General features: G+C 71.4%; 13 protein-coding genes. 8 read left to right on the top strand and 5 right to left on the bottom strand.

Annotation, left to right across the window (positions count from 1 at the left end):
- Nucleotides 1–139 precede the first annotated feature (139 nt).
- The 5 genes from recD2 to ACLGIH_RS22235 are packed head-to-tail and all read right to left on the bottom strand — an operon-like array spanning nucleotide 140 to nucleotide 3,955.
- Nucleotides 140–2,440, bottom strand: coding sequence for an SF1B family DNA helicase RecD2 (gene recD2, locus ACLGIH_RS22255; RefSeq protein ID WP_416527027.1), 2,301 nt, complete (start codon nucleotides 2,438–2,440; stop codon nucleotides 140–142).
- A gap of 42 nt (nucleotides 2,441–2,482) precedes the next feature.
- Nucleotides 2,483–2,668 carry a DUF1737 domain-containing protein gene (locus ACLGIH_RS22250; RefSeq protein WP_416527026.1) on the bottom strand — a complete coding sequence of 62 codons (186 nt, stop codon included), beginning with the start codon at nucleotides 2,666–2,668 and terminating at the stop codon, nucleotides 2,483–2,485.
- A complete protein-coding gene (locus tag ACLGIH_RS22245) occupies nucleotides 2,665–2,892 on the bottom strand; it encodes a DUF397 domain-containing protein (RefSeq protein ID WP_416527025.1) in 228 nt (75 codons plus the stop codon). The genes ACLGIH_RS22250 and ACLGIH_RS22245 overlap by 4 nt, the downstream gene beginning before the upstream one ends.
- A gap of 7 nt (nucleotides 2,893–2,899) precedes the next feature.
- Nucleotides 2,900–3,097: a DUF397 domain-containing protein gene (locus ACLGIH_RS22240; protein WP_416527024.1), complete on the bottom strand. Its 198-nt coding sequence runs from the start codon at nucleotides 3,095–3,097 to the stop codon at nucleotides 2,900–2,902.
- Nucleotides 3,098–3,103: 6 nt separating this feature from the next.
- Complete coding sequence (locus tag ACLGIH_RS22235; protein ID WP_416527023.1) at nucleotides 3,104–3,955, bottom strand: helix-turn-helix domain-containing protein; 852 nt, start codon at nucleotides 3,953–3,955, stop codon at nucleotides 3,104–3,106.
- Nucleotides 3,956–4,181: 226 nt separating this feature from the next.
- On the opposite strand from ACLGIH_RS22235, the gene ACLGIH_RS22230 reads away from it, so the two are divergent.
- The 8 genes from ACLGIH_RS22230 (at nucleotide 4,182) to ACLGIH_RS22195 (ending at nucleotide 12,678) form a co-directional block, all read left to right on the top strand.
- Entirely contained in the window at nucleotides 4,182–4,616 is a 435-nt protein-coding gene (locus ACLGIH_RS22230; RefSeq protein ID WP_416527022.1) for an ATP-binding protein, read from the top strand.
- A 71-nt stretch (nucleotides 4,617–4,687) separates the two neighbouring features.
- Complete coding sequence (locus tag ACLGIH_RS22225; protein ID WP_416527021.1) at nucleotides 4,688–5,686, top strand: LLM class flavin-dependent oxidoreductase; 999 nt, start codon at nucleotides 4,688–4,690, stop codon at nucleotides 5,684–5,686.
- A 132-nt stretch (nucleotides 5,687–5,818) separates the two neighbouring features.
- Nucleotides 5,819–6,871: a LacI family DNA-binding transcriptional regulator gene (locus ACLGIH_RS22220; protein ID WP_416527020.1), complete on the top strand. Its 1,053-nt coding sequence runs from the start codon at nucleotides 5,819–5,821 to the stop codon at nucleotides 6,869–6,871.
- Nucleotides 6,868–8,403 carry a sugar ABC transporter ATP-binding protein gene (locus ACLGIH_RS22215; RefSeq protein ID WP_416527019.1) on the top strand — a complete coding sequence of 512 codons (1,536 nt, stop codon included), beginning with the start codon at nucleotides 6,868–6,870 and terminating at the stop codon, nucleotides 8,401–8,403. The genes ACLGIH_RS22220 and ACLGIH_RS22215 overlap by 4 nt, the downstream gene beginning before the upstream one ends.
- Nucleotides 8,393–10,348, top strand: a complete 1,956-nt coding sequence (locus ACLGIH_RS22210; protein WP_416527018.1) for an ABC transporter permease/substrate-binding protein — start codon at nucleotides 8,393–8,395, stop codon at nucleotides 10,346–10,348. Before ACLGIH_RS22215 ends, ACLGIH_RS22210 begins: the two co-directional genes overlap by 11 nt.
- A gap of 148 nt (nucleotides 10,349–10,496) precedes the next feature.
- Nucleotides 10,497–11,399 carry a ribokinase gene (locus tag ACLGIH_RS22205; protein ID WP_416527017.1) on the top strand — a complete coding sequence of 301 codons (903 nt, stop codon included), beginning with the start codon at nucleotides 10,497–10,499 and terminating at the stop codon, nucleotides 11,397–11,399.
- Between the two features lie 100 nt (nucleotides 11,400–11,499).
- The gene (gene rbsD, locus ACLGIH_RS22200; RefSeq protein WP_416527016.1) at nucleotides 11,500–11,889 is read left to right on the top strand and encodes a D-ribose pyranase; all 390 of its coding nucleotides are present in this window, start codon (nucleotides 11,500–11,502) and stop codon (nucleotides 11,887–11,889) included.
- A gap of 198 nt (nucleotides 11,890–12,087) precedes the next feature.
- Nucleotides 12,088–12,678, top strand: coding sequence for a hypothetical protein (locus tag ACLGIH_RS22195; protein WP_416527015.1), 591 nt, complete (start codon nucleotides 12,088–12,090; stop codon nucleotides 12,676–12,678).
- Nucleotides 12,679–12,685 lie beyond the last annotated feature (7 nt).

Here is a 12,685-nt window from a genome sequence, read left to right as displayed (position 1 = left end):
CCCCACTTGGCTGAGGAGAGTGCACTCGGGGTCGACCATCGGGCCTATCGGCGGCACTCAGTGCCGCCAACTTGCTCATCCTGCCCCCTTCCCAGCCCGCCTGGAAGGGCTCTGTGACCTTCGTGACTCATTTGATCGATCATTTTTCGGCGGCGGTGACGGGGCCGGCTGCCGAGAGGCCGGCGGGGCGGGCTCCCGAAAGGCGGAAGTCCAGCGCCGTGCAGCGCCGGCCCGCCGAGACCGTGCGCACCGCCTGCCCGATCGCCTTGCGCGAACCGACGAGGACGACCAGCTTCTTGGCCCGGGTGACCGCCGTGTACAGCAGGTTGCGCTGGAGCATCATCCAGGCGCCCGTGGTCACGGGAATCACCACCGCCGGGTACTCGCTGCCCTGGGAGCGGTGGATGGTCACCGCATAGGCGTGGGCCAGCTCGTCCAGCTCGTCGAACTCGTAGGCGACCTCCTCGTCCTCGTCCGTCAGCACCGTGAGGCGCTGGTCCACCGGGTCGAGCGCGGTGACGACACCCACGGTGCCGTTGAAGACCCCGTTCTCGCCCTTGTCGTAATTGTTGCGGATCTGGGTGACCTTGTCGCCGACGCGGAAGACCCGGCCGCCGAACCGCTTCTCGGGTACGTCGGGGCGGCCGGGGGTGACGGCCTGCTGGAGGAGCCCGTTGAGGGTGCCCGCGCCGGCGGGTCCCCGGTGCATGGGGGCGAGCACCTGCACGTCGCGCCGCGGGTCGAGTCCGAACTTGGCCGGGATGCGCCGGGCCGCGACGTCCACCGTGAGCCGGCCGGCCTCCTCGGTGTCGTCCTCGACGAAGAGGAAGAAGTCCTTCATGCCGTCGGTGACCGGGTGCTGCCCGGCGTTGATCCGGTGGGCGTTGGTGACGACACCGGACTGCTGGGCCTGGCGGAACACGCGCGTGAGCCGCACGGCGGGGATCGGACTGCCGTCGGCCAGCAGATCCCGGAGCACCTCCCCGGCGCCGACGCTGGGCAGCTGGTCGACGTCGCCGACGAAGAGGAGATGGGCTCCCGGGGGGACTGCCTTGACGAGCTTGTTGGCGAGGAGGAGGTCGAGCATGGAGGCCTCGTCCACGACCACGAGGTCGGCGTCGAGCGGCCGGTCACGGTCGTAGGCGGCGTCGCCGCCCGGCTTGAGTTCGAGCAGGCGGTGGACGGTGGAGGCCTCCGCGCCGGTCAGCTCGGCCAGCCGCTTGGCGGCGCGGCCGGTCGGCGCGGCGAGCACCACCCTGGCCTTCTTGGCGCGGGCCAGCTCCACGATGGAGCGCACCGTGAAGGACTTGCCGCAGCCGGGGCCGCCGGTGAGGACGGCGACCTTCTCGGTGAGGGCGAGCCTGACGGCGGCTTCCTGCTCGGGGGCGAGGTCGGCACCGGTCCTGCCCTGCAGCCAGCCGAGCGCCTTGTCCCAGTCGACGTCCCGGAACGACGGCATCCGGTCCTCATCGGTACGGAGCAGGCGCAGCAGCTGTGCGGAGAGCGACAGCTCGGCCCGGTGGAAGGGGACGAGGTAGATGGCCGTGACGGGGTCGCCCCCGTCCGGGCCGGGGACCTTCTCCCGTACGACGCCGGGGTCGCCGCCGTCCTCCGGTGGCTCCGCCAGCTCCGCGAGGCACTCGATGACCAGGCCCGTGTCGACCTGGAGCAGCTTGACCGCGTCGGTGATCAGCTTCTCCTCGGGCAGGTAGCAGTTGCCCTGGTCGGTGGCCTGGGACAGGGCGTACTGGAGCCCCGCCTTCACCCGCTCCGGGCTGTCGTGCGGGATGCCGACGGACTGGGCGATCTTGTCGGCGGTGAGGAAGCCGATGCCCCAGACGTCGGCGGCCAGGCGGTACGGCTGGTTCTTGACGACGGAGATCGAGGCGTCGCCGTACTTCTTGTAGATGCGCACGGCGATGGACGTGGACACCTCGACGGTCTGGAGGAAGAGCATGACCTCCTTGATCGCCTTCTGCTCCTCCCAGGCGTCGGCGATCTTCTTCGTCCGCTTGGGCCCGAGGCCGGGGACCTCGATGAGCCGCTGCGGCTCCTCCTCGATGATCTGGAGGGTGTCCAGCCCGAAGTGCTGGGTGATGCGATCGGCGAAGACCGGGCCGATGCCCTTCACCAGGCCCGAGCCCAGATAGCGCCGGATGCCCTGGACGGTGGCCGGGAGCACGGTCGTGTAGTTCTCGACGTGGAACTGCTTGCCGTACTGGGGGTGCGACCCCCAGCGCCCCTCCATCCGCAGGGACTCCCCGACCTGGGCCCCGAGCAGCGCGCCGACGACGGTGAGCAGGTCGCCGGCGCCTCTGCCGGTGTCGACGCGGGCGACCGTGTAGCCGTTCTCCTCGTTGGCGTACGTGATGCGCTCCAGGACGCCTTCGAGCACGGCGAGTCGCCGTTCACCGGGTACCGCTGCGGACTGGTTGGGCATGATCCGACGGTACCGGTGGGGTGTGACAAGCAGGACCGGTCCCTACGACTGCGCCGGCCAGACCACCGCTTGCGCGACGATGACCCGCTCACCGTCGAAGGTGACGGCGGGGCCTTCGTGGAGCTCGTAACCGAGCTCCAGCGCTTCGCTCACACGCCGGCAGAACGAGGCGTCGTCCGGCCCGGTCAGGACCCGGTAGGCGGGCAGCCCGTTCGGTGGTGTTCTCATACGGAGAAGGATCCCGGAAGCGGGCCCCCTGCGGGGCTGTCGGTCTGCTTGAGGGCGCCGAGGAAGGGCGTGAAGGCGGTGGCGGGGAAGGTGAGGGTGGCTCGGGTGAGGGCTTTGGAGTCGCGGACGGCTGTGTGGGTGGCAGAGGACGCGACCTCCACGCAGTTGTTGCCGTCGCCCTCGCCGGAGTAGGACGACTTCCGCCAGTTGTCGGGCATGGTCACGGTCACCTCACAACTTGTCGGCCGGTTCCTTGAGGTGTTCGACGAACAGAGCGAAGGCCATGGTTGAAAAGGTGAGAATCGCGCGGGTGGGGGCTTTGGAGTCACGCATGGCTGCATGGGTGGCAGAGGACGCAACCTCCACGCAGTTGTTGCCGTCGCCGCCGCCGGAGTAGGACGACTTCCGCCAGTTGTCGGGAGTGGTCACGGACCCTCACAGTTCCTTGGCCAGTGTGTGGATGAAGTCACGCGACCGAGCGGGGTCGAGTGAGACGCCTTCTACTCTACGGAAAAGCGTTCGAAAGACGCCCAGTTGGGCTTCGGAGTCGATGAAGCCGGTCCCGTGGGGCGCGTCACGAACGGCGGTGTCCAGCTTGGGCACGGCCCCACCGGCCAGCATCATCGGGCTCCAGGTGCCCCCGAAGCCGTCCAGGTCGAAGGGGATGACGCGTACGGTGATGTGGTCCGCGTCGGAGAGTTCGAGGACGCGAGCGAGCTGGGCCCGCGCCGTGGCTCGATCCCCGACCCTGATGCGCAACGCCGCTTCGTGAACGACGGCCTCGTACGGCACGGGCGCCGGGCCTTCGAGGATCACCTTGCGTTCCATCCGGTGGCGGACTCGCAGCTCAAGTTCCTCATGGGGCAGTTCGGGAATCCTGGACGAGAAGGCGGCGCGAGCATAGCTCTCTGTCTGGAGCAGCCCGGGGACGAACAGCAACTCCACGTCATATCGGTACGTGGAGTGATGCTCCAGCTCTGCCAGATCCAGGAACGGCGTGGGCAGCAACCCTCGGTACTCCTCCCACCAGCCGCGCGTCCGGTCGGTCGCCATGGTCACGAGAGCGTCGATGAACGCCTCGTCCGTGCACGAGTAGTGAGCCGCGAGGCGACGCAGCCGCTCCTCACTCACGCCCGCGAGCCCGGACTCGATGTGGCTGATCTGGACCCGATGCACCCCGAGCAGCGCCGCGGCCTCGACGGCGGTGAGCCCTGACGCATCGCGAAGCCTGCGCAATTCAGCTGCCAGACGCATCTGTCGCGCGGTGGGTTCGCGCCTCAAAACCATCGACGGCTCCTCGGTTCAACGGGCCCTCGGATGCAACCCGTTCGGGGTCAGATTAGGCGACCGGCTTGCTCGGTATGACATGTTAGCCCTACCGTCAGTGACGTGACGCACACCGTGCGACACCGAGGCGCCGGAAGTGCACCGCTCCGCCCTGCCATGACGGACGCGGCATTGACACCGGCCCGCCCGCTCCGCCTCAACTCTCCCTCACCGCCAAGGAGTCCGCATGCCCGAAAACGAACCGTGGGAGTACTGCCTCCACATCCCCAACGACGTCCGCGCGGTCACCGTCTGCCGCCGCACCCTCCGCCTCATCCTCACCCTGCACGGCCTGATCCGTCTGGTCGACGTCGCGGAACTGCTGGCGGCGGAACTGGCCTCCAACGCCGTACGCCACACCAAGGGACCGGCGGCGCTGCGCGTGCGCTGGTCGGGGACGGGCGTCCTGCGGATCGGTGCGTGGGACGCGGACCCCTCGCCCCCGGAACCGCCGCGGCCGTTCGAGCAGGCCGCGGAGTCCGAAGAGGGGCGGGGCCTCGCCCTGGTGCGGGCCTGCGCCGACGTGTGGGGCTGGCAGCCGCTCGCCAGGGACGGCAACCGCGGCAAGTACGTGTGGTGCGAGGTCGGGAGCCCGGCGGGGGCACCTTCACCGGCCGCCTGACGGTGACGTGGCCGTCGAGGGCGCGGCCGGAAGCAGTCGGCCCGGGTGACGGGGTCGGCCATACTGGCCGCATGATCGCCGTGCCGCTCTCCGTACTGGAAGTCGCGATGGTTCAGGCCGGCGCCGACGCCGCCGAAACCCTGCGCGACACGACCGAGTTCGCCCGCGAGGTCGAGAGCATGGGGTACCGGAGGATCTGGTACGCCGAGCACCACCGCTCGCCCGCCATCGGCGCGTTCCCTCCCGTCGTCCTCATCGCCCACGCCGCCGCGTCGACCTCGACGATCCGGCTGGGCTCCGGGGGTGTCCTCGCGCCCAACCACACTCCGATCATGCTGGCCGAGCAGTTCGGAACGCTCGCCGCACTGCACCCCGACCGCATCGACCTCGGGATCGGCCGCGGTCCCGGCACCTTCGACGAGCCGACGGTACGGGCGCTGCGGCGTGGGGCGCCGCCGCCCACGGACGAGGAGTACGGGGAGGACGTGGCGGACACCCTGCGATTCCTGCTGGACGACGACCTCACTGCCCTCGGCGCGCTCCCCGAACCGTGGCTGCTGGCCTCCAGCACGGCCGGTGCCGCCCTCGCCGCGCGCCTGGGCCTGCCGGTCGCCGTCGCCCATCACATCCGCCCGGACAACACCGCCGCCGTGATCGACCACTACCGCGCCCACTTCACGGCGTCCCGCTGGTGCGCGGCCCCGCGTGTCCTGCTGTGCGTGGAGACGGTGTGCGCGCCGACCGAGGAAGAGGCGTTCTGGCTCGCCGGGCCGATGAACGTCGTCAAGGCCGGGCTGCTCAAGGGACGGAGCGACTTCGCGTTCCCCACGCCCGCCGAGGCGGCCGAGCACACCTTCACGGACGAGGAGCGGCGCGGCCTGGCCGGCTTCCACGCCCAGCAGGCGTACGGCACCCCCGAGACGGTGGTGCGGCGGCTCGCGGATCTCGTCGACGGCACGGGCGCGCAGGAGCTGATGCTCGTCACGCCCGTGTATGCCCTGAAGGACCGGCTGCGGTCCTGTGAGCTGGCGGCCCGGTACGCCGGCGTGTCGGCCGCCTCCGGGAGCTGATCCGGCGGACGGCGGGCCGGGGCCCGCCCCGGTCACGATTGAGTCTCGGCCAACTCCGCCCCCTTGCCGCCTCGTCGTGTAATCGATTCCAATTCGTCGCTGTAATCGATTCCACGAGGAGGTGGAACGGCGATGGCGAGCATCAAGGACGTCGCCGCCGAGGCCGGCGTCTCGGTCGCGACCGTCTCGCGCGTCCTGAACGGGCACCCCGCCGTCAGCGACGCCGCACGCGCGCGCGTGCTGGCCGCCGTCGAGGCGCTGGCGTACCGGCCCAACGCCGTCGCCCGGTCGCTGCGGACGGACCAGACCCGCACCCTCGGGCTGGTCATCAGCGACGTGCTGAACCCGTACTTCACCGAGCTGGCCCGGTCCGTGGAGGAGGAAGCCCGCGCGCTGGGCTACAGCGTGATCATCGGCAACGCCGACGAGCGGCCCGATCTCCAGGACCACCACGTGACGACGCTGCTGGACCGGCGGATCGACGGTCTCCTCGTCTCCCCCACCGACGGCGGCTCCCCGCGGATGCTGGACGCCGCGCGGGCCGGGACGCCGATGGTGTTCGTGGACCGGTGGATCCCGGGCGTCGACGTGCCGGTGGTGCGCGCGGACGGGAGGGCCGCCGTGCGGGATCTCGTCGCGCACCTGTACGGCCTCGGGCACCGGCGGCTGGCCATCATCGCCGGACCCGCCGCCACCACCACCGGGCGGGAGCGGGTGGACGCCTTCCGGGAGGCCCTGGGCGAACACGGCCTCGCCCTCCCGGACACCTACGTCGGTCAGGGTGACTTCCAGGCCGAGAGCGGGCGGCGGGTCACCGAAGGCTTCCTCGACCTGCCCGAGCCGCCCGAGGTCGTGTTCGCCGCCGACAACCTGATGGCGCTCGGCGCGCTGGACGCCGTACGCGCGCGTGGGCTGCGGGTTCCGGACGACCTCGCACTGGCCGCGTTCGACGACATCCGGTGGTTCGTGCACACCGATCCGCCCGTCACCGCGATCGCCCAGCCCACGGGCGAGCTGGGGCGGGCCGCCGTGCGCGCCCTGGTCGACCGGATCGAGGGGCGGCTCGGACGGTCCGTCACCCTTCCGGCCCGGCTCGTGATGCGCCGCTCGTGCGGCGAAACGGCGCCCGCACAGGCCGCCCCTCCGCCGCCGTCCCCCTCCCCCGTACGAAGGAGTACGTCGTGAGCAACCCGGACGAGTTGCTGCGCATCGAGGGCATCCGCAAGACCTTTCCCGGTGTGGTCGCGCTCGACGGCGTGGACTTCGATCTGCGCCGGGGCGAGGTGCACGTGCTGCTCGGCGAGAACGGCGCGGGCAAGAGCACGCTCATCAAGATGCTCTCCGGCGCCCACACGCCCGACGCCGGGCGGATCCTCGTCGGTGGCGCAGGGGTGCGCATCCACGGTGCGCAGGACTCCGAGCGCCTCGGGATCGCCACCATCTACCAGGAGTTCAATCTCGTACCCGATCTGACGGTCGCCGAGAACATCTTCCTCGGGCGGCAGCCGCGCCGGCTCGGCATGATCGACCGGAAGAGGATGGACGCGGAGGCCGAGGTGCTCCTCCAGCGGGTCGGGGTGGAGGTGTCGCCACGCGCGCGCGTGCGGGAACTCGGGATCGCCCGGCTGCAGATGGTCGAGATCGCCAAGGCGCTCAGCCTGAACGCGCGCGTGCTCATCATGGACGAGCCGACCGCCGTGCTGACCTCCGAGGAGGTCGAGAAGCTGTTCGCCATCGTGCGGCGGCTGCGCGAGGACGGGGTCGGGGTCGTGTTCATCACCCACCACCTGGAGGAGATCGCCGCCCTCGGGGACCGGGTCACCGTCATCCGGGACGGCAGGAGTGTCGGGCAGGTCCCGGCCTCGACGCCCGAGGACCAGCTCGTACGGCTCATGGTCGGGCGGTCGATCGAGCAGCAGTACCCGCGCCAGCGGGCCGGCACGGGCGAGGCGCTGCTCAAGGTCGAGGGGCTGACCCGGAACGGGGTCTTCCACGACGTGGGCTTCGAGGTGCACGCCGGTGAGGTCGTCGGCATCGCGGGGCTGGTCGGCGCCGGGCGGACCGAGGTCGTCCGGGCCGTGTTCGGCGCCGATCCCTACGACAAGGGGGAGGTGACCGTCGGCGGCGCCCGGCTGCGGCGGCACGACGTGAACGCCGCGCTGGCGGCCGGTGTCGGGCTCGTGCCCGAGGACCGCAAGGGCCAGGGGCTCGTCCTCGACGCCTCCGTCGAGGAGAACCTCGGGCTGGTCACCCTGAAGTCGGCCACCCGCGCGGGGCTCGTCGACCTCAAGGGGCAGCGCACGGCGGCGGCCCGGATCGCCGAGCAGCTCGGCGTGCGGATGGCGGGCCTCGGCCAGCATGTGCGCACCCTGTCCGGCGGCAACCAGCAGAAGGTCGTCATCGGCAAGTGGCTGCTGGCCGACATCAGGGTGCTAATCCTGGACGAGCCGACGCGCGGCATCGACGTCGGCGCCAAGGTCGAGATCTACCAGCTGATCAACGAGCTGACGGCCGCCGGTGCCGCCGTGCTGATGATCTCCAGCGACCTGCCCGAGGTGCTCGGCATGAGCGACCGGGTCCTGGTGATGGCGCAGGGCCGGATCGCCGGCGAACTCACCGCCGAGGAGGCCACCCAGGACGCCGTGATGGCGCTCGCCGTCAGTACTCCCGCCGGCAACGGAACCAGCAACGGAACGGAGGCCTCCCGTGGCCACTGACACGCTCAAGAGCAAGCCGGGCGCGCAGGGCGGCGCCACGGGCGGCCTGCGCCGCCTGCTGCTCGACAACGGCGCGCTGACCGCGCTCATCGTCCTGGTCGTCGCGATGTCGGCGCTGTCCGGCGACTTCCTCACCGCCGACAACCTGCTGAACGTCGGCGTCCAGGCCGCGGTGACCGCGATCCTCGCCTTCGGCGTCACCTTCGTCATCGTCTCGGCGGGCATCGACCTGTCGGTCGGCTCGGTCGCCGCGCTGTCCGCCACCGTGCTGGGGTGGAGCGCCACCGAGGCCGGGATACCGGTGCCGATCGCGGTGCTGCTCGCGGTCGCCACCGGCATCGCCTGCGGCCTGGTCAACGGCTTCCTCGTCTCGTACGGGAAGCTGCCGCCGTTCATCGCGACGCTGGCCATGCTGTCGGTCGCGCGCGGGCTGTCGCTGGTCGTCTCGCAGGGCTCGCCGATCGCCTTCCCGGAGTCGGTCTCGCACCTCGGCGACACGCTCGGCGGGTGGCTGCCGGTGCCGGTGCTCGTGATGGTCGTCATGGGGTTGGTCACGGCGTTCGTGCTGGGACGGACGTACATCGGCCGCTCGATGTACGCGATCGGCGGCAACGAGGAGGCGGCCCGGCTGTCCGGGCTGCGGGTGAAGCGGCAGAAGCTCGCCATCTACGCGTTCTCCGGGCTGTTCGCCGCCGCCGCGGGCGTCGTGCTCGCCGCCCGGCTGTCCTCGGCGCAGCCGCAGGCCGCGCAGGGCTACGAGCTGGACGCCATCGCGGCCGTCGTGATCGGCGGTGCCTCGCTCGCCGGTGGCACCGGCCGGGCGTCGGGGACACTGGTCGGCGCGCTGATCCTGGCGGTGCTGCGCAACGGCCTCAACCTGCTGTCGGTGTCGGCCTTCTGGCAGCAGGTCGTCATCGGCGTCGTCATCGCGCTGGCGGTGCTGCTGGACACGGTGCGGCGCAGGACGGGGGCGACCACGCCGGCGGCGGGCGCGTCCGGCGGGGGCAAGGGCAGGCAGGCGCTGACGTATGTGATCGCGGCCGTGGTGGCGGTGGCCGTCGTCGGCGCGACCTCGCTCCTGCACGGCGGCTCCCCGGCGGGCGGGACGCAGCGGGTCGGCCTGTCGCTGTCGACGCTCAACAACCCGTTCTTCGTGCAGATCCGGGCCGGTGCGGAGGAGCGCGCGAAGGAGCTGGGCGTCGAGCTGACGGTCACGGACGCGCAGAACGACGCCTCGCAGCAGGCCAACCAGTTGCAGAACTTCACCAGCGGCAGCCTGTCGTCGGTCATCGTCAACCCGGTGGACTCCGACGCGGCCGGCCCCTCGGTGCGGGCGGCGAACAAGGCCGGCATCCCCGTCATCGCCGTCGACCGCGGCGTCAACGAGGCGGACACGGCCGCGCTGGTCGCCTCGGACAACGTCGAGGGCGGCGAGCTGGGGGCCAGGGCGCTGGCCGAGAAGCTCGGCGGCAAGGGCACGATCATCATCCTCCAGGGGCAGGCCGGGACCTCCGCCAGCCGGGAGCGCGGCGCCGGGTTCGCCGAGGGGCTGAAGGACTACCCGGGCATCGAGGTCGTCGCCAAGCAGCCCGCGGACTTCGACCGCACCAAGGGCCTGGACGTGATGACGAACCTGCTCCAGGCGCACCCCGACATCGACGGCGTGTTCGCGGAGAACGACGAGATGGCGCTCGGCGCGATCAAGGCGCTCGGTGCCAAGGCCGGGAAGTCGGTGCAGGTCGTCGGGTTCGACGGCACTCCGGACGGACTGAAGGCGGTCCAGGAGGGCACGCTGTACGCGTCCGTGGCGCAGCAGCCCAGGCAGTTGGGCAGGATCGCGGTGGAGAACGCGCTGCGCGCGGCCGAGGACAAGAAGGTCGAGGAGACGGTGAAGGTGCCGGTGAAGGTGGTCACGAAGGAGAACGTGGCCGGCTTCGACGGCTGACACACCGGCGTACGCCGGCGTTCGGGGCGGGCGGTCACGGCCGACCGCCCGCCCGGTCATGAGGACCGCGGTCACGAGGGCCACGGTCACCAGGGCCACTAGGGTCATGAGCCCGCGGGGAGACAGCGGGAGAGTGGGGAGACAACCCATGTACGACTACGACCTGTTGGTCGTGGGGTCGGCCAACGCCGACCTGGTCATCGGCGTCGAACGGCGCCCCGGAGCCGGGGAGACGGTGCTCGGCTCCGACCTGGCCGTCCACCCGGGCGGCAAGGGCGCCAACCAGGCGGTCGCCGCCGCCCGGCTGGGCGCCCGTACGGCCCTGCTGGCGCGGGTCGGCGACGACGACTACGGCCGGCTGCTGCTCGACTCGCAGCGGGCGGCCGGCGTGGACACGGTGGGCGTCCTGGTCGGTGAGGCTCCGACGGGCGTCGCGCTGATCACGGTGGACCCGTCCGGGGACAACAGCATCGTGGTCTCGCCGGGCGCGAACGGCCGGCTGGCACCGGAGGACGTCCGCGCCGCCGCGAGCCTGTTCCACGCCTCGCGGGTGGTCTCGGCACAGCTGGAGATCCCGATGGAGACGGTGGTGGAGGTGGTGCGGAGCCTGGCCCCGGACAGCCGCTTCGTCCTGAACCCGTCCCCGCCGCGTGCGCTGCCGCGCGAGGTGCTGGACGCGTGCGACCCGCTGATCGTCAACGAGCACGAGGCGAGGGTGCTGCTCGGCGGCTCCCTGGTGAGCGAGGCGCCCGAGGACTGGGCGCGCATCCTGCTGGCGAAGGGGCCGCGCTCGGTGGTCGTGACCCTGGGTGCCGAGGGAGCGCTGGTGGCTTCGGCGGAGGGCGTCACACGCGTGCCCTCGGTGAAGGTGGACGCCGTGGACACCACGGGCGCGGGCGACGCGTTCACCGCGGCGCTGGCCTGGCGGCTGGGCACCGGCGCGTCGCTCGCCGAGGCGGCGGCGTACGCGGCCCGGGTCGGAGCGGCGGCGGTGACGAGGGCGGGGGCGCAGGCGTCGTACCCGACGGCGGCGGAGGTCGAGGCGCTGTGACGGGCCTCGGAGGAGGCGCTGTGGCGGCCGCTGAAGGACGTACGGTGCCCGGCACGGCACCCGGCACGGTGCCCGGCAGGATGCCCTCGGAGAAGGCCCGGTGAAGAAGTCCGGCATCCTCAACCGCCACCTCTGCGGCGCCCTGGCCGAACCGGGCCACGGAGACGGGGTCCTGGTCTGCGACGCGGGCATGCCGGTACCCGACGGGCCGCGCGTGGTCGACCTGGCGTTCCGGGCCGGGGTGCCGTCCTTCGCCGAGGTGCTGGACGGCCTGCCGGCCGAGCTGGTCACCGAGGGCGCGACGGCGGAGGAGGAGGTGTGCCGGGCCAACCCCGAGGCGGCGACCCTGCTGGCCGGCCACTTCCCGTCCCTGGACCTGGTCCCGCACGAGCACCTCAAACGACTGTCGGTGTCCGCCCGCCTGATCGTCCGCACCGGCGGGGCCCGCCCGTACGCGAACGTCCTGCTCCGCTGCGGCGTCTTCTTCTGACCGCCCGCCGCCGTCCCGCTCCGTGACAGCTTCGAGGGGGCCAGGTCACCGACCCGACCCCCTCGGGGTTTCCCCTCCCACCAGGACCCTCGCGATCCCCCCGGATCCCCCCACCGAGGTGTCCTGATGCCAAGTACGACCGGCGAGGTGGGGGAAGGGTTGCACGGCCGGAGAAGACTTTTTGGCAGCCTTCTTCGTGTGATCGAAGAACCCCTGCCTGAGCAGGAGACCACCGTCGGCGCCGCGTCCTGGAAGTCGGCCGTGCTCGACCTCTTCGGGGGCGGCTGGACGTTCGTGAGCGTGGGGCCTCGTAGCCACACGGACTGGCGCCGCGACACGGCTGCGGTCATGGCGCTCAAGACCACCGACCCGAGGCGCTGGATGTCGATCAACTTCGCACCGGAAGTCGGTGAGGACCGAAGCGGTACGGGCTCTCCCTTCATGCCCTGGAGCCTCGACGTGCTCGGCAACTCCTTGTACGAGGTCCGCAGGAGGCCGGCCGGCCAGTTGCTGGTCGCACTCGGAGGCGAGTGGTACCAAGCCGCCAACCGCCCCGGGTACGAGCAGCACAAGGACGGGCTGTTCAGCTCGTCCCGGGAGATTCTGTCGCGGTTCGGTCCGGACGCACGCTTCTTCACCAACGCCGGGGATGCCCGGGAGAACCCGGACGCCGACCTCCTGAACCCCGACACCCAGTGGGAGTGCCTGGCCGTCTACACCACCGACTGCGGTCTCGTCGCCGTGTCCGAGGAGGAGGTCGGCGTCTTCTGGGCGTTCTTCGAAGACTGACGCCGTC

It is taken from the genome of Streptomyces hamibioticus, from assembly GCF_047946815.1.
Lineage (GTDB): Bacteria > Actinomycetota > Actinomycetes > Streptomycetales > Streptomycetaceae > Streptomyces.
The sequence above is the reverse complement of the archived record's forward strand: the minus strand, read 5'-3'. Positions and strand labels throughout refer to the sequence as shown.